22 protein-coding genes and 2 pseudogenes are annotated in these 21,574 nt (G+C 58.0%); 13 read left to right on the top strand and 11 right to left on the bottom strand.

Annotation, left to right across the window (positions count from 1 at the left end):
• Positions 1-13 precede the first annotated feature (13 nt).
• Positions 14-1,120: an ATP-NAD kinase family protein gene (locus B3N48_RS05535; RefSeq protein ID WP_296180461.1), complete on the top strand. Its 1,107-nt coding sequence runs from the start codon at positions 14-16 to the stop codon at positions 1,118-1,120.
• 28 nt (positions 1,121-1,148) lie between these two features.
• Positions 1,149-2,105, top strand: a complete 957-nt coding sequence (locus tag B3N48_RS05530; RefSeq protein WP_296180454.1) for a 3-hydroxyacyl-CoA dehydrogenase — start codon at positions 1,149-1,151, stop codon at positions 2,103-2,105.
• Between the two features lie 110 nt (positions 2,106-2,215).
• On the opposite strand, the gene B3N48_RS05525 is transcribed toward B3N48_RS05530, so the two are convergent.
• Both B3N48_RS05525 and B3N48_RS05520 read right to left on the bottom strand, forming a co-directional pair.
• Positions 2,216-3,028, bottom strand: coding sequence for a DUF1206 domain-containing protein (locus B3N48_RS05525; RefSeq protein ID WP_296180453.1), 813 nt, complete (start codon positions 3,026-3,028; stop codon positions 2,216-2,218).
• 251 nt (positions 3,029-3,279) lie between these two features.
• Positions 3,280-3,672 carry a winged helix-turn-helix transcriptional regulator gene (locus B3N48_RS05520; RefSeq protein WP_296180449.1) on the bottom strand — a complete coding sequence of 131 codons (393 nt, stop codon included), beginning with the start codon at positions 3,670-3,672 and terminating at the stop codon, positions 3,280-3,282.
• Positions 3,673-3,768: 96 nt separating this feature from the next.
• Between B3N48_RS05520 and B3N48_RS05515 the strand changes: the two genes are divergently transcribed.
• Positions 3,769-4,494 carry an SDR family NAD(P)-dependent oxidoreductase gene (locus B3N48_RS05515; protein ID WP_296180446.1) on the top strand — a complete coding sequence of 242 codons (726 nt, stop codon included), beginning with the start codon at positions 3,769-3,771 and terminating at the stop codon, positions 4,492-4,494.
• 659 nt (positions 4,495-5,153) lie between these two features.
• Here the strand turns inward: B3N48_RS05515 and B3N48_RS05510 are convergent.
• Positions 5,154-5,300, bottom strand: coding sequence for a DUF2256 domain-containing protein (locus B3N48_RS05510; RefSeq protein WP_296181618.1), 147 nt, complete (start codon positions 5,298-5,300; stop codon positions 5,154-5,156).
• 101 nt (positions 5,301-5,401) lie between these two features.
• A complete protein-coding gene (locus B3N48_RS05505) occupies positions 5,402-5,650 on the bottom strand; it encodes a helix-turn-helix domain-containing protein (protein WP_296180444.1) in 249 nt (82 codons plus the stop codon).
• Positions 5,651-5,658: 8 nt separating this feature from the next.
• Here B3N48_RS05505 and B3N48_RS05500 point away from each other — a divergent pair, with 8 nt between their 5' ends.
• On the top strand, positions 5,659-6,099 hold the full coding sequence (locus tag B3N48_RS05500) for a hypothetical protein (protein WP_296180442.1): 441 nt from the start codon (positions 5,659-5,661) through the stop codon (positions 6,097-6,099).
• 113 nt (positions 6,100-6,212) lie between these two features.
• Here B3N48_RS05500 and bdcA read toward each other — a convergent pair whose 3' ends face one another.
• Positions 6,213-6,926 (bottom strand): SDR family oxidoreductase, encoded by a 714-nt coding sequence (gene bdcA, locus B3N48_RS05495; protein WP_296180439.1) that lies wholly within the window; start codon positions 6,924-6,926, stop codon positions 6,213-6,215.
• 28 nt (positions 6,927-6,954) lie between these two features.
• Between bdcA and B3N48_RS05490 the strand changes: the two genes are divergently transcribed.
• On the top strand, positions 6,955-7,593 hold the full coding sequence (locus tag B3N48_RS05490) for a TetR/AcrR family transcriptional regulator (RefSeq protein WP_296180436.1): 639 nt from the start codon (positions 6,955-6,957) through the stop codon (positions 7,591-7,593).
• Positions 7,594-7,806: 213 nt separating this feature from the next.
• Here the strand turns inward: B3N48_RS05490 and B3N48_RS05485 are convergent, their stop codons facing one another.
• Entirely contained in the window at positions 7,807-8,691 is an 885-nt protein-coding gene (locus B3N48_RS05485) for an alpha/beta fold hydrolase (RefSeq protein ID WP_296181615.1), read from the bottom strand.
• Positions 8,692-8,839: 148 nt separating this feature from the next.
• Here B3N48_RS05485 and B3N48_RS05480 point away from each other — a divergent pair, with 148 nt between their 5' ends.
• Both B3N48_RS05480 and B3N48_RS05475 read left to right on the top strand, forming a co-directional pair.
• Entirely contained in the window at positions 8,840-9,799 is a 960-nt protein-coding gene (locus B3N48_RS05480; protein ID WP_296180435.1) for an AraC family transcriptional regulator, read from the top strand.
• 226 nt (positions 9,800-10,025) lie between these two features.
• Entirely contained in the window at positions 10,026-10,496 is a 471-nt protein-coding gene (locus B3N48_RS05475; RefSeq protein ID WP_296180433.1) for an arsenate reductase ArsC, read from the top strand.
• 175 nt (positions 10,497-10,671) lie between these two features.
• Here the strand turns inward: B3N48_RS05475 and B3N48_RS05470 are convergent, their stop codons facing one another.
• The 3 genes from B3N48_RS05470 to B3N48_RS05460 are packed head-to-tail and all read right to left on the bottom strand — an operon-like array spanning position 10,672 to position 13,781.
• Positions 10,672-11,463: an SDR family oxidoreductase gene (locus B3N48_RS05470; protein ID WP_296180431.1), complete on the bottom strand. Its 792-nt coding sequence runs from the start codon at positions 11,461-11,463 to the stop codon at positions 10,672-10,674.
• Entirely contained in the window at positions 11,460-12,803 is a 1,344-nt protein-coding gene (locus tag B3N48_RS05465; protein ID WP_296180428.1) for an MFS transporter, read from the bottom strand. Before B3N48_RS05465 ends, B3N48_RS05470 begins: the two co-directional genes overlap by 4 nt.
• A 39-nt stretch (positions 12,804-12,842) precedes the next feature.
• On the bottom strand, positions 12,843-13,781 hold the full coding sequence (locus B3N48_RS05460) for a 3-keto-5-aminohexanoate cleavage protein (protein ID WP_296180424.1): 939 nt from the start codon (positions 13,779-13,781) through the stop codon (positions 12,843-12,845).
• Positions 13,782-13,937: 156 nt separating this feature from the next.
• Between B3N48_RS05460 and B3N48_RS05455 the strand changes: the two genes are divergently transcribed.
• Positions 13,938-14,975, top strand: coding sequence for an AraC family transcriptional regulator (locus B3N48_RS05455; protein ID WP_296180420.1), 1,038 nt, complete (start codon positions 13,938-13,940; stop codon positions 14,973-14,975).
• Between the two features lie 57 nt (positions 14,976-15,032).
• Here B3N48_RS05455 and B3N48_RS05450 read toward each other — a convergent pair whose 3' ends face one another.
• Positions 15,033-15,710 carry a lipopolysaccharide kinase InaA family protein gene (locus B3N48_RS05450; protein WP_296180417.1) on the bottom strand — a complete coding sequence of 226 codons (678 nt, stop codon included), beginning with the start codon at positions 15,708-15,710 and terminating at the stop codon, positions 15,033-15,035.
• Between the two features lie 326 nt (positions 15,711-16,036).
• Between B3N48_RS05450 and B3N48_RS05445 the strand changes: the two genes are divergently transcribed.
• The 3 genes and pseudogenes from B3N48_RS05445 to B3N48_RS26815 form a co-directional block, all read left to right on the top strand.
• The gene (locus tag B3N48_RS05445) at positions 16,037-17,347 is read left to right on the top strand and encodes a GAF domain-containing hybrid sensor histidine kinase/response regulator (RefSeq protein WP_296180414.1); all 1,311 of its coding nucleotides are present in this window, start codon (positions 16,037-16,039) and stop codon (positions 17,345-17,347) included.
• 318 nt (positions 17,348-17,665) lie between these two features.
• The gene (locus B3N48_RS05440) at positions 17,666-18,646 is read left to right on the top strand and encodes a M10 family metallopeptidase C-terminal domain-containing protein (protein WP_296180412.1); all 981 of its coding nucleotides are present in this window, start codon (positions 17,666-17,668) and stop codon (positions 18,644-18,646) included.
• Between the two features lie 68 nt (positions 18,647-18,714).
• A pseudogene (locus B3N48_RS26815) lies at positions 18,715-18,801 on the top strand (DEAD/DEAH box helicase); the annotation flags it as partial.
• Between the two features lie 127 nt (positions 18,802-18,928).
• Here the strand turns inward: B3N48_RS26815 and B3N48_RS05435 are convergent.
• Positions 18,929-19,699, bottom strand: coding sequence for an ArsR/SmtB family transcription factor (locus B3N48_RS05435; protein WP_296180409.1), 771 nt, complete (start codon positions 19,697-19,699; stop codon positions 18,929-18,931).
• A 74-nt stretch (positions 19,700-19,773) separates the two neighbouring features.
• Here B3N48_RS05435 and B3N48_RS05430 point away from each other — a divergent pair.
• Both B3N48_RS05430 and B3N48_RS05425 read left to right on the top strand, forming a co-directional pair.
• Positions 19,774-20,949: pseudogene (locus B3N48_RS05430) on the top strand (cytochrome P450).
• Positions 20,930-21,259 (top strand): antibiotic biosynthesis monooxygenase family protein, encoded by a 330-nt coding sequence (locus B3N48_RS05425; protein ID WP_296180407.1) that lies wholly within the window; start codon positions 20,930-20,932, stop codon positions 21,257-21,259. The pseudogene B3N48_RS05430 and the gene B3N48_RS05425 overlap by 20 nt, the downstream one beginning before the upstream one ends.
• Positions 21,260-21,574: the final 315 nt, after the last annotated feature.

The following is a 21,574-nucleotide window of genomic DNA, read 5'->3' as shown; positions in this document are numbered from 1 at the left end:
AAGGCTCATATCGATGACGTTCAAGGTTGGCCTGCTCATCAATCCCTACGCCGGGCTCGGCGGGACAGCCGGTCTGAAGGGCAGCGACGGTGCCGATATCGTCGAAATGGCTTTGGCGCGGGGCGCCCAGCCCAAAGCGCAGGCGCGCTGCATACGTGCGTTGAAGCGCATCGTGGGCAGCAAGGTGCAGGTGTATACCGTGGCTGGCGTGATGGGCGAGACCGCGTGCCGCGAAGCAGGCGTACATGCACGATTGGTCGCGACACCGCCGGCCGTGAACACTGCGCGAGATACCGTCGAGGCCTGCCGCGCACTGCTGGCGGAGGGCATTGATCTGTTGCTGTTCGGCGGCGGCGACGGTACGGCTCGCGACGTGATGGCCGCGTCAGGCTCTGCCCCTGCCCTGCTGCTCGGGATTCCATGCGGCGTGAAGATGTATTCCGGGGTGTTCGCCCGCACACCGGAACACGCCGGAGATCTTGTCCGACAGTGCGCCGAGGGGCCTGTCACGATCCGCGAAGCGGAAGTACTCGATATCGACGAACAGGCCACCCGCAGCGACCGGATCAGCACCCGGCTCTACGGCTATGCCCGGGTGCCGGCGCACTCACGGCACATGCAGAGCGCCAAAGCGGGAAGCAGCGATCCGGATCGTGCCGTCGCAGCCGCCGCGCAACTGTTTGCCAGTCAAATGCTCGCCGATCACCTTTATTTTTTGGGGCCTGGCCGAACCCTTCAGGCATTGGCCAGGCAACTCGATGGCGACGGCACATTGCTGGGTGTGGATGCCTACCTGGGACAGAAGCTGGTCTGCCGTGATGCCAGCGAGCGTGAGTTGTTGGCGCTTGCCGCGCAGCATCCGGTGCACCTCGTGGTCAGCCTGACGGGCGGTCAAGGGTGCCTGTTCGGTCGCGGCAATCAGCAAATCAGCGCGGCCGTTCTTGCGTTGGTCGATCCTGCCAACCTTCACGTGCTGGCAAGCGCCGCAAAGATCGCCCAGTTACCGGATGGCCAGGTATTCGTCGACACCGGAGACCTGGCCATCGACGTTCGTTACAGCGGTTTCATTCGCGTGCACACAGCACCGGGTCGTAGCGTCATGTTGCGCGTGACGCATTGAAGATCAGTTCTATAAAAACGGAGAGTTCATGCACACATCCCCTCAGGTCGTGGCCGTCATCGGCGCTGGCAGTATCGGCGTTGCGTTCGCTATCGTGTTTGCGCGTGCCGGATGGCGCGTCCGCCTGCAAGACCCTGATCCTCAACGGCTGCAACTGTCCCGGCAGGAGATCGCCAGCAAATGTGCGGAGCTGTTCAACTACGGGCTGATCGAGGAGACGCCCGATGCCCTCAATGAGCGGGTCACGCTGTGCAGCGATCTGGCCAGCGCGGTGGCTGACGTCATCCTCGTCCAGGAATGCGCCCCGGAGCGCCTTGACCTCAAGATCGAACTGTTTCAACAACTGGACCGCCTGGCGCCCCCCACGGCTGTGCTCGCCAGCTCGTCGTCGGCACTGACAGCGTCGAGCTTCGCTGAAACGGTGCCCGGTCGTGGTCGATGCCTCGTGGCCCATCCCGGCAACCCGCCGTACCTGCTGCCGGTTATCGAAATCGTTCCGGCATCGTTCACCGAAACTCACTGCGTTGAGCGAGCACTGGCACTGTACGCCGATGCGGGGCTCACCCCCGTGCGCCTGCAAAAAGAGATCGAAGGTTTCGTGTTCAATCGTCTTCAGGGCGCACTGCTTCGCGAAGCTTATTGCCTGGTGCGCGATGGCGTCAGCAGCGTGGCTGACATCGACAAAGTGGTGAGCCATGGCCTCGGCTTGCGCTGGGCGTTCATGGGTCCATTCGAAACAGTGGACCTCAATACCCGCGGCGGTATCGGCTCCCATGCTCTGAAAATGGGGCCGGCCTACGCACGCATGGGCGCTCAACGGGGCCAGCAGGATCCCTGGACGGCGGATCTGGTCGCCACTGTCGAAAGCCAACGTCGGGCCTTGGTCCCGCTTGAAGACTGGGAATCACGGGTGGCCTGGCGTGATCGAGCGCTCATGGAGCGCGCCAGGGATGACATCAGACGCAAAGGGAGTGCGAAGGAGTAGACGGATGACAGGCCTCGCGCGCTGACCCCAACACAAGCCATTGCTGCACTGTGCGTTTCGGAACGCCGTCAGGCGCCAAACGGCGCTGAGGCCACCGGCGCACGTGCATATCAGGCGTTCGACACACCGGGTACTTCCATGTTGATCTTCCGCCAGAAAGCCTCGGCGAAGCTGTAGCCCGAGAACGCGATCAGCCCGAACGCCATAACGATCAGCACCAGCCACCCGGCGGGCAAGTTCTGCAGCGCGTCGAGGGCTTCTTTCATGCCCGGAGGGTCCATCGCTTGATAGGCAGAACCGCTGACCGCCAACAGCACCGCAATCTCGATAAACACCACGCCACGGGCAATCAGGCCAAACTGCGCCACCGGGCGAACGTAGCGCATGACGTCTTCGTCAGCCTCGAAATATTTCTCGAACGACGCCTTCCAGCCTTTGATGATGTGAGCAATCCCCACGCCGAGGGGGATCAGAGCGACCACGTACACCAATAGATTGGAATGCTTCCAGGACAACAGGTGTGCCAGCCAATCGGTGGTGTGCCCTCCCGAGTGACCCGAGCTGCTGATGCCGCTGATGAGCAGGCCTAACGCAAAAAACGCCAAAGCACCATTGACCAGACCGCCTGCAAACAGCCCGGCGCGAATGACCAGCCCCTTGAAGTCTTTGCCGTGATGATCAACATCACGCGTCGCTTGAAGGACACGCCAAGCGGCATAGGCGAGCAATCCCGCGACCACGAGCACTATCAAAAAATAACCAAACGGCTGGCTCAACAACGCTTCCAGGCTTTTATGGCTGTCTTTCGGTTTCGTCGAATCCAATGCTGCAAGCAGCGCGAAGATACCGATGATCAGGTAAAGCACGCCTCGAGCCGCGTACCCTCCGCGTGCAAGAACGATAAGGCTGTGATGCGCTGACATGGGCTGCTTTCCCGAAAGTGATGGTGCAAGAGACTCGTCAGACGGCAATGGGTTCTATCGCTTGAACGGGCGAAGCGCCATTGAACGACTGTCGGGGATGAAGGCTCGAGGATCAGCTGTGCTCCTCCACTGGCGAAGGGTCTGGCCCGATGGCGTAGGTCGGCGCTCGTCGAGTGACAGGCTTCACCCCTCAGAGAAACAGCGGCCGTAACGTTGGGCAGTGCGCGAATTGGCAGCACGTGCGCAGGAGGCTAAACGTCCTGCTCGCGCTCGCCGTTTGTTCTCGAGGTGTCGTAGGCATGTTGCGCTTTTTCCATCGCGGCGCCATTGGCGAGCGACCAGTTGTAAAGCGCGGCGAAGGGTTCGCGCAACGAGCAGCCGAGTTCGGTGATGGTGTACTCGACACCGATCGGCTGGGTCGGCAGGACTTTGCGATTGATCAAGCCGTTGCGCTCCAGTCGCTTCAATGCCTCGGACAAAGCCTTGTGCGTAATGCCGTCGAGGCGGCGCTTGAGGTGGTTGAAGCGAGCCGGCTCCGTACAGAGGACGCTAAGAATCAGCACCGTCCACTTGTTGGCGATGTGGTCAAGGATGGGCCGCGTTGCGGTCACATCAAGCGGCAGCTCGAGAACGTCCTGGGACATGGGTATACACCTCGCTATCTAGGCACCATCAGGTGCGTTCTTGTTATCAGATATACGAATGCTAGCATGCGCCTTCACCCGTAATCAGGAGGCAGCATGGACAGGTTTTCAGGAAAAATCGTCGTAGTGGTCGGTGGCTTCGGCGGTATCGGTGGCGCGATCGCCGAGCGGTTTGCCGCCGAAGGGGCCGAGGTGTATGCCACCAGTCGCCGCGCCGAAGAAGGCGACTTCGAGGTTGGCACGGGCAAGCTGCATGCCCGTCGCGTCGATGCTTCAGATTTGGCAGCCCTCAGCGCTTTCTTCGAAGCGGTGAGCAAAGAAGCCGGACGAGTGGACGTGCTCGCTGTCAATGCCGGCATGTCCGAATACGCAACGCTTGATGGCGTTGGCGAGGATCATTTTGACCGAACCTTCAACCTCAACGTCCGCACCCTGCTGTTCGCGACCCAAGGGGCAACGGCGATCATGCCGGACGGTGGTTCAATCGTGTTGGTGGGCTCGATCGCCGCCGCGATCGGCACCAAAGGCTATGGCGTCTACGGCGCAACCAAGGCGGCTGTGCGTTCGTTCGCACGGACGTGGGCCAACGAACTGGCACCTCGCAACATCCGCGTCAACGTCGTGGCACCGGGCCCCACCGACACCGCGATGATGGCAGCGGCCTCCGACGAGGTGCGCGATACGCTGATGCAGCTGATACCCCTTGGCCGCATGGGTCGCGTCGATGAAGTGGCCTCGGCCGCGCTGTTCCTCGCCAGCGATCAAAGCAGCTTCATCACGGGGGTGGAGCTGCCTGTCGACGGCGGCATGGCGCAAGTCTGATCAGCATGCGCGGCCTGCATCCAGGCAGCGGCCGTTGCCGCGTCGGAAGGCGTCTTATTCAGGGCGGGTCGAGTGTGGGGAACCTTGGCCCGACACCCTGGTTCTCGCAAGTTCGCTGGGGGCGGAACGAAGAGCCCCCTCGCATTAGTCACGATGCCTGAGACCCACCGCCGCCCGACAGTTTCGAGACTCGATGCTCCCCTGCTTCCATGGCCAGCACACCCGATCCTTCATGCTGGGCGATTGCCGGACAATCATCAGCTTGACCGGCTTTGGCGACACTTCTTCGGGCACTGGGTGCACCGTGTCGCGGAAGGTAACGACGTTGCGGGCACCTCTGGGGATAACGTTTTGATCGTTGAAAGCCGTCTGCCGTGTCTGATTGACGTGAGCGCTGGTGTTTGACGATTGCAGGTCTACAGCGGGACCCGATCGTATGACTGAACCGCTGTTCATCTCCCCCCAATCCGGTGATGAGCGAAGATGTTCAGCCCCTGGCCGCGCGCTGCCGCGATGAGTCTCGGAGCGACTCAGGAGCGTAACCCCGCTTATGACGGCGATGCTTCCTATCACTGCATAGAGGGCGAACCTTTGAATGCCAAGGTTGCGGCCCGTTCGAAGAATCCTTTCCGGAGCATCACTGCGTTCTGCTTTCATGCCTATCCCTGTCGTTGACTTTTCCCTGCACGCCGGCAGCGCTCTGAGCAATATCGGACCTCGTCCCAACACCGCGCCCACTTTTTTCGCCAGGCGAAAGGCAGCTGGCAGTAAGCGCAGGTTTTGACCGGAAGCTCACTCTTTTTCAACGGATTCTCCATTCATTCCTCAGGCGCTAAAAGCACCCGATTCACACGGCCTTCCTGAGCCAGGGGCCAGGCTCGAACTGACTTCAGCGTCAGTCTCTGCATCAGAGCGAGCGCTGGGAAAGCCACTCTCGTGGCGATTGACCCACTTTGGCCGTAAAGGCTCGCGAAAGTGCGGACGGTGTGGTATAGCCAAGCGCTTCGGTCAAACTCTTGATCGATTCACCTTGCCGCAAACGGCTTTGGGCCAAGGCGATGCGCCACGTGGTCAAGTAGTCGACCGGGGTTTGACCCACGAGATCGTGAAAGGTATTAGCGAATGCCGTGCGCGACAAGCAGGCGCGCTCAGCCATGCGCTCCAATGTCCAGGCACCGCCAGGGTCTTCGTGGATGGCAACCAGACGACACCCCGCTGTTCGACGAGAACCACGACGGGCGCCTGGATAACGACGGTGACCTGTGGCACTCGCACAGGGTGGTGCTGCAGCCCGATCCAGCCTGCGGGAAAGATGCGCTGAAAGTGGTCGACATCCTTAAAGGCACCAAGCCACGGGTCCCCAAGACGTGGGCAGGTCTGCCCATGCTGATCGACAGCCCCGGCTGGACCCCGCCCCTCACCAAGGAAACCGTCGAAGTGCGGGTGCCGTTTGACGACATCAGTACCGTCCAGGCCGGCGCTTTTGACGGCGTCACGGCCGCCTTACGCGTCAATGCCAGCGTGCATGAGCCGCTGCTGTGCGTCGTTGACGTGTTCAAGGTGGCATCAGACGACCTGTCTCTCCCCGGCAAGATCAATCACTGAGGCCTGCGCGCCCTGCTGAATTCAACCCCGCGACATCACTGGAGCATCACATGACACGTATCAACCTGAAGCCACAACAACCCGCCGCCAGCCAGCCAGCCCTTACTGAACAGTCAGGCGCCAAAAGCCCCGTCAATGGTGTGCATTGCGCCGGTAACAAAGCCTGCTTCCGGACCGGCTAACCAGGCCACCATTCCCGCGACCTCCTCAGAACGACCGTGTCTTTTGATCGCCATGAAGCTGTGCATGAGGTCTTTCATGGGACCGTTCGCTGGATTGGCTTCAGTATCGATGGGCCCTGGCTGCACGATATTTATCGTGATTCCACGCGGGCCGAAATCACGGGATAGCCCCCGGGCCAGTCCTTGGAGCGCGGATTTGCTCAATGCGTAGGACGCCATACCGGGAATCGGCATGCGGTCGCCATTCACCGAACCGATTACGATAATCCGACCACCGTTAGGCATCTGTCGCGCCGCCTCCACCGAAGCGTGGTAAGGCGCCTGCACATTGATGCGGAACAGCCGATCGATCGCGTCCGGGTCTTGCTCAAGCGCGTCGCCGAAGATAGCAATGCCAGAATTCACGATCAGTATGTCCAACGGACCGCTGTCGCGAACACGAGCGATGACCGCATCACGGTCGGCACTGTCTGTTAAATAAGCACTGCTGCCTGTTTCGGTAGCCAGTGAATGCGCCGCTTCCGGCGAACCCGAGTAAGTGAAAGCCACTTTAGCGCCATCGGCAGTAAAACGCCTGACGATCGCCGCACCGATTCCACGGCTGCCGCCAAGTACCAGAACTGACTTGTTTTTGAAATTCGTCATAACCGCACCTCCCTTATTAATGTAGCGCATGATACATTTATCACCTGCCACCCTGTCAAAGGATTTTGTAACAGTGACTACAGATAAGCCCGCTCGTGGACGTCCTCGGCGGTTCGACCCGGATGTGGCCATCGCTACCGCCCAGAGCTTGTTCCACGCCAGAGGCTACGACGATGTAAGCGTTGCCGACCTCACCAAAGCCTTTGGGATTAATCCGCCGAGCTTTTACGCGGCGTTTGGCAGCAAAGCGCAGTTGTACAAACGAGTGCTTGATCGGTATGCCCTGACCGGAGCCGTTCCGTTGCTGGAGATACTCGGAACGCCCCGGCCGCTGGCTGTGTCGCTCGCGCAGGTGTTGGAGCACGCTGCGCGCGCCTACGCTGCCGATCCTTTAGCTACTGGCTGTATGGTGCTGGAGGGCACGCGATGCAACGACGTGGAAGCGCGCGAGGCCGCTTGCACCTTTCATGTTGCCGCACAGGATGTGATCAAAAACATCATTGCTGAGCGCTACCCGAAAGAGGCTGACCGGCTAGCAGATTACGTCTGCACTACGATGGCTGGCCTTTCAGCCAGCGCGCGCCACGGACAAAGCCTGGATCGTCTCCTGGCCACCGCAAAACTTGCCAGTGTTGCGATCGCCCAAGCTATTCCAGCTGAAATGTGAGGATAACGCGGGTAGTTCCGCAACCGCAGAGAAGAGATAGTTCGATGCCGACGATACTCATTTCATAGTCAATACCCCATGGCTACTGAGTGTCAGGCAATCCCGGCTCGTGCCTGGTTAGGCCACCGACGGCGCTTCCAGAGCGTCCAGGCCAGCTGTTTCAATCGAACTCCAGTCTTGGGACAGTTGCTGCAGCAAACGGCGCTGGACTCATCATCGTTGAACCTCTGTCCATGGCTGACTCGAATCGACAAAGTTCGCCAGATCGTGATTAAAACGCCGGGCTTCTTCCAAAAACGGCGCGTGACCTGAGGTTTTATAGATCTTTGTTTGAATGTGGGCGTTGAGCGCCTTGGCGCGCGCGATGCTCGCCCGAGGGTTGACCAAGGCATCCTTGCTGCCGTACAGCAGGAGAACCGGCACCGTTGCTTTCGGCAAACCCTCAGCGGCAGCCACTGACATCGAAGGCGTGGCGCGGGTCATGGTCCAGGATGCCAGCGCGGCATTCGACAGCAAAAGTTCCTGCGTAGGTCGTTCTGGTTGAGTGTGGAAGCACAGCTCAAGAAAGCTGCGAATGGCGTTGAGGTGGGTTTTCAGATCATCGGAAGCCAGACCGGCGTAGACGCCGGGATGTGCGGTAATTAGTGCAGCGCTGAGTTCAATGACGCCATCGACATACATGACTGCGCCGATATTGGCGTCCCCGTATGCAGCCAGGTAGTTTGACACCACGACGCCGCCCAAGGACCAGCCCACCAGAACCGGGCGTTTGCTGTCGGTCGCCTTGATGATTGCCACCAGATCATCGGCGTAGTGGCGACCGTCTCGATAGGCTTCGAGGTCTTCCGGCTTATCCGACAGCCCGTGCCCACGCAGGTCATATGTGATCAGTCGATAGCGCTGCAGCTCAGGGCTTTCGATCTGCTTTTCCCAGTTAAGGCGGCTACCAAGAAGGCCGTGGATGAAGATGATCGGCCGCCCATCCGGGTTTCCGGATTCCTGCACCGCCAGCTTTACCCCGTCAGGCGCCGTGACCGTGTAATGCTTTTCTCCCGCTACGACCATTGAGGAAATGACCGCGAAAAAGACGGCAATCATCACGCCCCGTAATGCTTTAACCCTAGTCAGGCGAGCCATGGGTCTACCTTTGAAGATGAATGAATGTGAGGCAAGTCTAGGGTGGCTGCTTCAGGACGGTCTATGACGTACAGTGTTGATCATTTGATTATTCGTCCTGAGATGCATCATGGCTGACGTGATTACCTGCGACGCCAGCGAACTGGTCAGTGAATTGCTGCTCGGCATGCGACTGCATGGGGTTCAGTTCCGCAGCATTGAGATCGCCTCTTCGTCTGGCATTGGTTTCAGCAACCCCGTGGGACGCGCGCAATTTCACTTCGTCGGGCGCGGCCCGGTCTGGCTACGCGGCCCCGAAGCAACGCTGCATGCGCTGAAAACGGGCGATGCGCTGCTCATTCCAAACGGTGGACCGCATGCCATGCTATCTGCGCCTGCTACGCCCGCGTGCGAGATCAAAACGTTCGATCCTGCCGACGACGATGGCGAAGAACACGGTCACGCCGCACCTGTGAACACTGCCGACAGCGCGGTGATATTCAGTTGCTGCATGGAGCTTCAACTCGGTGGCATGCAGTCGCTGGTTGCCGAGATGCCAAGCGTGATGCGGGTCGATACGATTCTGAAGTCGTCACCTGAAATCAGACCGATGCTGGACGCAATGGAGCGCGAATCGATGAGGCAGCAGGCCGGTCACGCTGGCATCCTGGTACGCCTCGCAGAAGTCGTTGCTGCCCTGATCTTGCGAGGCTGGGTCGCTACCGGATGTGGGAACGCTACAGGCTGGATCAGCGCCTTGAGCGATCCCCGGCTAAGCAAGGCCATCGTCATGATGCACAGACATCCAGGTAGACAATGGAGTGTGGCCAGCCTTGCAAAAGAGGTGGGAAATTCCCGCTCGGTATTTGCGCAACGTTTCCTCCTTGCCACAGGCGTTTCGCCCTTGCGCTACTTGACAGAATTAAGGATGCGTCTGGCTTTCCAACGTCTAAAAAAGGTACATCAGCCAATCGAGGCCGTTGCCATCGATCTGGGTTACGGATCGTTGGCTGCTTTCAGTCGAGCGTTCAAAAGGTGCACCGGCATTTCGCCAGGCGCCGTTCGTGGCGCTGATGACAACTCTTCATAGCGCACCGAGCGGCGTACATGCGTATACAGGACTGCTGCTTGGGCAATATACGCACGCGCCAAAAGACCACGTTACGCCATTCGTGAGCCTGGATCGAAATTGGCATGAGGAATTTATGGATCGATTGAGTGCGAGGACGCCATCCCAAACCTGTACGGGCCTGCATCCGCATTCGCCTGTTGCTATTCGACCTGTGATGCCCGCCTCTGCGCGGCAGGAGCTTTTCATGAGAGTTTTGTTCATGTGCACGGCCAACAGCTGCCGCAGCATTCTTTCCGAGGCGATGTTCAACCACTTGGCTCCCGCGGGCTTTGAGGCAGTCAGTTCCGGAAGTTTCCCCAGAGGGCAGGTGCTTCCTCGTAGCCTGACCACCCTGCAGCAAGCGGGCATTTCAATCGAAGGGCTGAGCAGCAAAGGCAACGATGCATTCGAGCAGTGCCCTCCAGACATCGTTATCACCGTCTGCGACAAGGCCGCTGGGGAATCCTGCCCCGTCTATTTCGGCCCCGCATTGAAGGCACATTGGGGGTTAGAAGATCCTTCAGACGTGGTGGGTGAAGAAGAGGCAGTGAACACGGCATTTGTCGCAACCTTGGCGCGTATTGAACGACGCTGCCGAGCCTTCTTCGAGCTTCCATTCAGCTCCCTCGACCCCGAAGCCCTCAAGCGCGAACTGCATCGCATCGCAACGCTTTAAGCAGAATCACACATGGCTGAAGTACGCCAAATCTGGATCTCGGCCTGTCTCACTCGGCCGAGGACAGGTTTCGCCGAATAGACAGCTTTCGCAATGGCACTGCCTGAAAGGCTGCACCCCGTCGACGAACCGTTGAGGCTGCCTCGACGTTTTCAAATCGATTTGGCGAAAGCCATCACAGGTACTCGACATTGCCGTCCACGCTGATGGCCTGGCCGCTGATGTTCGCCGCCGCCCGAGAGGACAGAAAGAGCGCCATCGCCGCGACATCCTCCATTGTCACCATTCGGCGCAGCGAGATCTTTTCCAGGTACTGGTCACGCATGGCCTCGAACGTGATCCCCAGCGTCTGAGCGCGGGCATCGATCACCCGATTCATCCGCTCGCCTGCCACCACGCCGGGCAGGATGGCGTTGACCCGAATGTTATCCGGACCCAGTTCGCCAGCCAGTGACTTCATGAGGCCTATGATCGCCCACTTCGTGGAGGCATATGGCGTTCTGAACGGATAGCCCAGACGCCCTGCGACTGAAGACATCGCGATGATGTGCGGACTCTGTTTCGACTGTTTCAGAAACGGAATCGCTTTGCGCAAGACGTAATACTGGCTGTTGAGATTGGTCGAAACGGTGGCTTCCCATTCCGCCTCCACCAGATCCTCGAGGCTACCGGTCGGGCCTGCGATCCCGGCGTTATTCACCAAAACGTCGAGGCCGCCTAATAGCGAAATCCCCTCATCCATGATCCGGTCGACCTGCTGCCTTATTCCGACATCTGCAACACCACCGTGCATTCCGGGATGTTCGCGCTTGATGCGCTCGATGGCATCGGCATCAATGTCGCAGATGTAGACCTGCGCTTCTATTTCATGAAACGCCTTGGCGATGACCGCGCCGATGCCAGCGGCGCCGCCGGTTATCAGCACTTTCAAATTCGCAGCGGGCTTGAGTCGATCAACAATGTTCACAGCGCTTCCTCACCTTGAATAACAGACGCGTCAACCGCCGGACGACGGCCCTCTGCGCGGATGGCCATGCCCAACAAGGGTACGAGTAGCAGGCCAAGCACGGCAGCTGCCACGATCACGAAAAAACCGGAAGAACTCAGGCCTGAGGCTTTCTCGACAAGCCCGAACAAAAAAGGCCCGACAAAACCACCCAGCAGTCCGAGCGTATTGATGAACGCCAGGCCCGCTGCCGCTTCGATGCCTTGAAGCCGCTTCATCGCGATCGCCCAATAGGTCGGCAACACCCCTCCGGCGAAGAAGGAGGTGGCAGTGAATAATGCGATGCGGGCGCCGGCAGCCTCGAGCAGGGTGAATGCGACCGCACTCACGATCAGGCCTCCGGTGAAAAGACTCAGAGAGTAGGTGTCACGGTCAAGCTTGCGGTGAATCCTGGGCAGGATCAAAACCCCCGCCAGAAAGCCGAAGCCCACACTGCTGGACATCAATCCGACCGTCAGCGTGGAGGTCATCTGCATCTGCTGGATGATGGAAGGCGTGAAGAACACCAGCCCTACGAACGCGACCTGATTCAGGAAGTAAATCGAGCCGATCAGGAGGGTGGTCGGACGCGTCAGCGCCTTTACCCAATGGCCGGAATACTGATGGGCGTTGGCATGCCCGGGCAACAGGGCATGCGTCTCCAGTGCCTCGGCTTCAGTCTGTGTCAGCCAGCGTGCATCCCGAGGCCGTTCGGGAAGTTTGAACCAGAGGATCACCCCGACCACGATGCTTGGCAGTCCTTCCAGCAGAAACATCCACTGCCAGCCATGCAACCCGCCGATCCCATCCATGCGCATCAGTGCGCCACCGATGGGATTGCCAATCACCAGCGCCAGCGCCGGAGCGATATAAATCCAGCCGATAGCAATCCCGCGATCCTTGGGCGCAAACCATAACGTCACCATGTACATCAGCGCCGGAAACAAACCGGCCTCGGCGATGCCCAGCAGGACCCGAAGCAGATAGAACGACCATTCGCCCTGGACGAACATCATCGCTGAAGACAACGCGCCCCACGTCACGGCAATTCTGGCGATCCAGCGCCTTGGGCCGATGCGGTGGGCGAGCAGATTACTCGGCACCTCCAGCAATGCGTATCCGATGAAGAAGATGCCTGCCCCCAAGCCGAAGGCCGCTGCACTGATGCCCAGATCGGCATTCAGTGCAGCCTTGGCCAGCGCGACATTGGTCCTGTCGAGATAGGACATGAAGTAGATGGCGCACATCAGCGGGATCAGTCGAGCCATCGCTCGCCGGGTCGCCAGCGCGTGGATCGATGCGGCAAAGGGAGAAGTCGTCATCGTTGAAACTCTTCTTGTTGTTCTGGATTAGAGGGTCAATTACAGGCGGACGTTGTCCTTGCCCTTGAGCTTTAACATCTGCCTGGCTTCTTCAGGGGTCGCGATCTCAAATGACAGCGCTTCGAGGATGTGACGAACCTTGCGCACCTGCTCGGCGTTGGTTCTGGCCTTCACACCTTTGGCCAGATAAATGCTGTCTTCCAGGCCAACGCGCACATTGCCGCCCATGATCGCCCCCATGGTGACAAACGGCAGTTGGTGACGCCCTGCACCCAGGATGGAAAACTCGTAATGCTCGCGCCCGAAGAGTCGGTCGGCGGTGGTACGCATCAGTACCAGGTTTTCGGGATCGGCACCCAGGCCGCCCAGAATGCCAAAACATGACTGGATGAACAGTGGCGGCTTCACCAGCCCCTGCTCGACGAAATGCGCGAGGTTATAGAGATGCCCCACGTCGTAGCATTCAAACTCGAAGCGCGTCCCGTGTTCGCCCAACTGTTGCATGATCTGCTTGATGTCCTTGAACGTGTTTTTGAACACGACATCTTCCATCCCTTCGACATGCTCGCGTTCCCAGTCATGAGCCCAGGACGAGATCTTTCTGGCGATCGGATGAATCGAAAAATTCATTGATCCCATGTTGAGCGAACAGAGTTCAGGCCTGGCAATCAACGGATAAGCCAGACGCTGAGCCAGCGTCATCCGGGTACTGCCGCCGGTAGTGATGTTGATGATCGCGTCGGTCGCGCGGGCAATCGTCGGGACGAATTCGCTGAAAATTTCAGGGTCGGGTGTGGGCCGGCCATCCCCGGGATCGCGAGCATGCAAATGCAGAATGGCTGCACCGGCTTCGGCCGCTTCGATGGACTGCTCTGCGATCTCGGCAGGCGTGACAGGCAGGTACTCGGACATCGTCGGAGTGTGCGTTGCACCGGTGATGGCGCAGGAGATGATGACCTTACGGCTCGGCTGACTCATGGCGGGACGACCTTGTTCTTATTGGGCAGGATCGGCGCGATGGCGTTGACTCGCAGCCGCTCGTTGTGAGGTCAAGCTTATTGAGTTTTCAGGAGCACGGTAAGATCATTACCGGACAGTAAGAGATCCTTACGGGACATTCATAGGAGCTGGCCGATGACCCGGCGATTGCCGTTGTTCAATGAGCGCATTTACGCGCCGTACAAGATCGCCGCATTGGTTGAAGTGCTCAGTGAACAAGGCATCCCGGCTGAGGCCAGCCTGAGAGGAAGTGGCGTTGACGAGCATCAGATCCAGGATGCGACCACGCTGACCTCGGTGCGCCAGTACGCGACGGTATGTGGCAATGCGGTTTCGCTTTCCCAAGACCCGGCAACGCCCTTCAAGACGGGCGCTCGCCTGCACTTGTCTGCCTACGGCATGTACGGCTATGCGCTGATGTCCTGCCTGTCGCTGCGCGATTACTTCAGGTTAGGGGTCAAGTATCACGCGCTGGCGACGCCGACCCTCACCATCGAGTGGCAGGAGTATGAAGACAAAGCGGTCTGGACCTTTCCCGACGCCTCGACGCCCAGTCCGTCGAAAGAAATAAAACAGTTCTGGATCGAGCAGCAATTCACGCAACACGTCACCCATCTACAGGATGTCTTCGGTCAGAGTTGCCCTCCTGTCAAAGCCTGCTTTTCCTACCCTGCCCCGGCGCATGCTCACCTCTACCCGGAGTATCTGGGGTGCCCTTGCACCTTCGATCATGACCGGTGCGAATTGCATTACGACAGCTCGATTCTCGACCAGAAGCCCCATTTGGCGCATCGTCTGACCGCATCGGTTCTGCAAGAAACCTGTGAACGCCTGATTGGTCAGGCCAAGGTGTCCTCGGGCATTTCAGGCGAGGTCTATCAGATGCTGATGCACACACCAGGGACATTTCCGAGTATGGAAGCGGTGGCCGAAGCGCTGCACATGACCACGCGCAGCCTGCGCCGAAAGCTTCAGGACGAAGAGACTTCGTTCGTTGCGATTGTTGACGACGTGCGTTGCTCCCTCGCCATCGAATATTTGAAAACAACCGTGATGAGCACCGACGACATTGCACTGCTGTTGGGCTTTTCTGAACCCACCAACTTCAGGCGTGCCTTCAAGCGGTGGACTGGAAAAACCACTAAAGACTATCGCCGGACTTTACCGACCTGATGTGCACCATTGGCCAATCGCCGCTTCGCAGCGGACCCGCCGAAAAAGCGCGCAGCTCTACTTGAGTGGAACACCGCGACCTGCTTCTTGCTCATAGCGATCTAAAAAGAAACTCCATTGCGCGTCGTTCCACGGAGAGTGGCGGCGCAGTTGGCGCACATCGTGGCGCGCAGCTCGGCCTTTGGAAAGTCTGGGCCGTGATTTTTCGAGGTCGAGCAGGGCCAGTTCAAAGTTTGAAAAGTTGTCTATGACGCTCGGATTAATGAAGACATGTTTGGCGCGCATGCATCCGTGCTGCTGACGTCCTCGATGAAGTTTGGCCAGCATCACAGCAAGATTCGTCAGGATAAGCAGGTGGTTCTCTTGCGAAAGATTACTCTGATCAGCCAGCCACGTGTCCAGGTCACGAAAGCCTGCCAACTCGCGGGTAACCAGCAGACCTTGCCATTGACCGTTTACTTTCCGTGCCCCATAGAAAACCGTTTGAGGCGCTTTAACGCCTAGCGCGTAAAGACGGTCTAATGCCTTGCCTTCTCTAATGACCGTTGGCCGACCAAACGGGTAGCGAAGACTACGGTAGGTATGCCCTATCTGTCGTTTCACGTAGAACAGCGTGTCACCCTGCATCACCTTCTGGACACCGCTAGTACCACTTCGACGTTCGTTGGGTTCTTCGACCCAAGGCCCTTTCGTATTCCACCAATGATCGAAACCTAACGAGGTAAGGCCTTCCATTCTCCAACGTCCTTAATAGTTATTAGAATTCTATTACTCGCGCAGCGCACGCTCGCGGCTGAAGTATCAGCGAGATGCGCGGGCTGCTGCTACAGCTGATTTCACGGATGGGTCAGACATACAGGTTGCGCGACAGTTGCATATGCCGGTGAACGGCTGATTGAAATCGTCAAAGACTCATCCCGGGCGCCCGGCAAGCGAGCAGTCCTTAATGCTAAGCGGTTGAACGAAAGGCGCCAGTCAATATCTAGACAGATGACTGTCCTTGCGACAGACGGCGGCCCGGCGCATCATGCGAAACGAATATTTCATCCTTTGGTAAAGCAATGGCCCATCAACCAGCGCCCTTCCCTTTCAACGAGGAAGAACGGGTCCAATCGCTAGAACACCTGAAGGTACTGGACAGTGTTCCTGAAAAGGTGTTTGAGGACATCGTGCTACTGGCCACGACCCTGTGTGATGTGCCAATCGCATTGGTTTCTCTCGTTGACCGCGACCGCCAGTGGTTCAAATCCTGTATCGGCCTGGACGTGCAGGAAACACACAGAGACCTGGCGTTCTGTGCTCACGCCATTCTCCAACCCACTGACGTCATGGTGATAGAAGACGCTACTGCAGATGCGCGTTTTGCCTACAGTCCTCTGGTAAACGGCCCTCCTTATATACGTTTCTATGCCGGCGCGCCGATCGTCACGGAGGACGGCCACGCGTTGGGCACAGTCTGCGTCATCGACGTGAAGCCTCGACAGTTGTCCGAATCTCAGGTTACCGCGTTGCAGGCGCTGGCGCGTCAGGCTGCCGCATTGCTCGACGCACGACTTCTCCAGCTTCAGCGCGACGAACAAGTGACACGACTGCACAGTCAGCTCGATCGACTCGCGCACAGCCGCGATGAGGCAAAGTCGCAACTTGACCACTCCAAACGCATTTCTTCGCTGGGTATGCTCACCGCCAGCATCGCCCATGACTTCAACAATCTGCTCCAAGGCGTAGGAACCGCGCTCGAAATGATGCGTCTGCGGTCACGGCGTCCGGTAGATGTGGAACGCTTTGCTGCGGCAGGTTTGCAATCCATCGAGCAAGGCCGTCAGCTCATACACTATCTGCTATCGAGTGTACGCGGGGACGGTCCGGAGGTTATCTGCATCGACATATCCTCGCGTCTCCATGCCGCGCAGGCTTCAATGCGAAACGCCGTGGGCCCCCATATCACCCTTTCATTCGATTTCACTGCATGGGGATGGGGCGTGATGTGCGTCGAAGTCCAATTGCATGCGGTCGTTATGAACCTCTTATCCAACGCGCAAGATGCGATTACCGGTGTGGGCCGCATTCACGTAGCGACTCGATGGCAGCATGTGGAGAGCGATCCAACATTGGCGGCGGGCGACTATATCGTTTTAAGCGTATGCGATGACGGACCCGGAATGGCTGCGGAAACAGTGGCCAGGGCATTCGAGCCGTTCTTCACGACAAAACCTGTTGGCAAAGGCACCGGCCTGGGCTTGGCACAAGCGAAGGATTTTGCCTTCAAATCCGGTGGTGACGTGCGTGTTGAGACCGCGCAGGGAGAAGGCACCACCGTCAGCCTATACCTGCGGATACTAGGCCCTATTGCTGTGCCTGAAGTGGTGTAGCGCAGTTCAGTGCATCAGAGATTGAGCTGTTCAAACCCTCCGGACAACGCTGCTCTCAAACTTGACCATTCATCAGCTGAAGTTGGCGCGAATAATCGCAGCTGAGCCGGACGGGCCTGGGGCCATGGTGACGCGATAGCTTACGCATCCGATCCTCCATTGCAGAATCTGCAGACATACCCTTCATCGGCGCACGCGCGGCTAATCAAATGCCGAGGCATTCGCGCGGTCTGACTCATGTTTGAAACAGTCGGCGAACGATGCCAAGCGTGCGCGGCATCGTGAGCGTCCTGCAAATTTCAACCATTGGAGTAAATCATGAGCCTGGTTAAACCCACAGCGACTGATACCGACACCCTACTCGTGGCCGGGACTGACGGCCCGGATGTCTTAAACGGCACTGCCATTGGCGAAAGCATTCATGGCGCAGGCGGTGACGACGTCATCTACGGCGGCGGGGGCAATGACCACCTGTACGGCGACGACGGCAATGACGTCATAGCCGGTGGATTGGGCCGCGACACACTCGCGGGCGGCAAGGGTGCCGACACTTTCGTTTTTTCGAATATTAGCGAGAGTCATGAAGGCGGCGGTACGAGCTTTTCAGATTTGATCCTGGACTTCTCAAGCGACGACCGCATTGATGTATCTGCCTTAGGATTCACCGGATTAGGCAATGGCCACGATCATACGTTGAGAGTCGAGGTCAACGACGCAGGTACCCGCACCTATCTCAAGTCTTACGCATACGACGAAGGAGGTGACCGCTTTCAGCTGGCTTTTGAAGGGGATGTCAGCCAGTACCTCACTCAAGATCGGATCATCACTAACAGCGGGGCAGACATCATCAACAGTGGTCCAGGGGCCAATACCCTCACGGGGGGCGCGGGTGCTGACACTTTTGTCTACGACCACCTTAACGACAGCTATCAACGGGACGGCCTTAGCCAATCCGACTTGATCCTGGATTTTTCGGGAGAGGACCGCATTGACGTCTCTGCCCTGGGGTTCACCGGACTGGGTAACGGCCATGACCATACGCTGAGGGTCGAGGTTGATGCCGCAGGCGCCCGTACCTACCTCAAGTCCTATGACACCGATGAAAGCGGCAGCCGTTTTCAGGTGTCATTCAAGGGCGATGTCAGCCAATACCTTAAAGGCGACGGCATTGCATTTGCTTCCACAGCAGCCACGGCACCGAGCGACCAAGCAACACTGCATGCCCCTGCGCCGGCGGACGACGCTGTGGCCATCCAATTACTCGGCATCGCTGAGCACACGCCTTCAGGCCTGGCCTGACCATGCGCGTCGCATAATACGACGAACCCGACGCAGGCTGCCCTGATATCGGGGCAGCTTTGTTTCTCCAGGTTGATCGCGGCATCGACGTTCTCATCATCAACCCGGAGCTGGTAAAGACCGGTCTGGATCTGCTCGACTTCCCGACCTCGGCAGACAGCTACCGACCCGAAGCGGTTGGTTGGCCACATGTCTTCTCCATTTCCTCACTCAAACGCTGCCGGTGCAGGACGCCTACTGAGCGACGATCCTTGCGATACCAATGGTGTAACTTAATTCACACTAGGGCGCGTGCCTTCGTCGTACAGTGCGCCTAGCCAAACCATCACCTGCTCGTTGTATTTTATTCTCGCTTTCCAGCATGATCCCGAATCGGCCAGACAGCTCTTTTCGTCCCTTGGATGTCAATGCGAGTGCCCGACTGTCAAGGTCCTGGATGACCCATTTGCGGCTTATGGCCGTCTGCAACAAAGCCGCTCCGAGCGCACCGGCAAGATGAGGGCGCCGCATGCTCCAGTCCAGACAAGGGCACGCGAAACGACGCCGTAGTGCCTTTACTTTTTCTATCTCGATACCGAGATCGGTCATGGCTTTTTCGCCGCTCATCGTGAGCTGATACGTCCTTTCCCCAGAAACCGGCACGGTTAACCAGCCTACTTCCATGAAACGGTCATGCAGTTGCACAGCCAATGTTCCTGCCATGTGGTCATAACAGGTACGCGCGAACTGCAATCGGGTTGGGGTCGTGCTCACATATTGGGTATCTGCGTTTTGGCTGATCACCATGAGCGCCTCGATAGCCTGAGCCACTTGCGCGTCAGCCAGACTGTAGTAGCGATGCCTGCCCTGGGTGTGCAACCTAACCAATCCGTCCTCTGTCAGTCTCGCCAAATGCGCGCTCGCCGTAGATGCACTCACGTCGGCGACGACGGCCATTTCGGTACTGGTACGGGCGTGACCGTCCATCAGCGAACAGAGCATTTTCGTCCTGGCCAACTCGGCAATAGCGCCGGCTACCCTGGAAATCGCGGTGTCAATGCTTCGACCATCCATATTTCGTTCCTGAGCGAATCGTCACCATGAAGGATGTTCGATAGTAGCCGTTCTTTGTGAACTGGACTTCCGGAATGACACCTTTTGAAGCCGCTACCCATTCAGATCCCTACATTTATTACTCAGGTCTCAGGCGACAAAACGGCCTGCTGTTCGATGCAGATCTTCGTTTATGGATTGCAAGCAGTGCCAAAGCTGTCGAAGCCATCCTGGGGCATCCTGACTGTCTGGTGCGTCCGCTAAACGAGCCGGTACCTCCTGCCATTGCGCAAGGTGTGGCAGGAGTGATCTTCGGTCGTCTGATGCGCATGAACGAGGGCCCGAAGCACCTGTGCCCCAGGATGGCTATTGAACCTGCCTTGGCCTCTGTCGAGACAGATTGCATAGCGAACATCGTGTCTCGCGTGTTCGAGACCCTCGATAACCCGGTCGAAAACCTAGATGAGTTGATGTTCACGTTACCGGTTTCTGTCGTTGCCGCTCTGATAGGCCTTCCATCCAGCCAGCTACGGGAAGTCGCGAGGCTGACACGTAATTTTGTCGCCTGTCTGTCACCCTTGAGCGATAGCACTCAACTCGACGAAGCGAATTCCGGAGCCACTCGGCTTAGTCAGTTATTCAGCGCGCTGCTGGGTCAGGGCGATGAAAGTAGCCGCTTCTTGAGTCATATCTAGAGCGGGTGCGAAGCCTCCGCCTGGACAGATCATGATGCATTGATTGCTAACCTGATCGGCCTTTTGTCACAGACCTGCGAAGCCACCGCAGGCCTGATCGGCAATACCCTCGTAGCACTCCATCGTGACCCTGATCTGATTAAAGACATGCAACCCACGTTGACGCTCGTTGCAGACTTCGTGGAAGAAGTCGCGCGCTACGACTCGCCTGTGCAAAACACCCGGCGATTCGTTGCGAAGCGATGCACCATCGGGGACTGCGTCTTGGAGGCGGGTGATACCGTTCTAGTGTTGCTCGCTTCAGCCAATAGGGATCCCTACGCGAACCCGGACCCCGATAGCCTCTTGGTAAAACGGACGCAGCGACGAATCTTCAGCTTCGGCTCAGGAAGACATCAATGTCCCGGCCAGCGACTTGCATTAGCGATCGCCTCTGAGGCGATTTCGGCATGGCTGCATCTACAACCAGCCTTATCTGCTCATCCTTACCGTTGGCGTTATTTGCCCTCGCTTAATGGTCGCATCCCTCATTTTTATCGTGAACAGGAACTCAGCAATGATCGCCGTTATCTTTGAAGCATGGCCTCATGAGGATCAATACGAGCGGTATCTAGAACTCGCCGGTGAACTGAAACCATTGCTAGCAGAGCTGGATGGGTTCATCTCGGTTGAGCGTTTCCAAAGCCTAAGTGAACCGGGAAAGGTTCTCTCGCTGTCATTTTGGCGTGACGAGGAAGCCATCAAGCGTTGGCGCGGCCTTGAGCTGCATCGTGCGGCTCAATTAGCAGGCCGTAGGCAGGTTTTCGATGACTATCACCTGCGCATCGCCCAAGTCGTTAGAGATTACAGTTTTGAGGATCGTGATCAACGCACTACCCGCTGTTGATGACCGCACTACCCGCAAATAGTAAAGATGAAAGCACCTCGCCAATACCACACTATCGGGTAGCTGCTTCGCCCAGCCGTCGAGCTCAATACCGAGTTCGTTTGCATCGCGGCGGTGGCCGTTTGCGGGTTGATCCCTTTCAGATCCCCCCTCTTTTTTCAAGCATGGGTGGTTTTGAGCAGCGGCAGGCGCATTGAAACCATGCCGCTCTTCCCAATGATTTTCTTTGCAATGCTGACTTTTTTGCTGAACACGTTCTGAGACGACAGAAGCGATTACGATCGTTCTAAAAAATTTTACACTGCTCAACGCAGT

This window comes from Pseudomonas sp. UBA1879 (assembly GCF_002338065.1).
Lineage (GTDB): Bacteria > Pseudomonadota > Gammaproteobacteria > Pseudomonadales > Pseudomonadaceae > Aquipseudomonas.
Note: the sequence above shows the minus strand (reverse complement) of the source record. Positions and strands in the feature narration are given on the sequence as shown.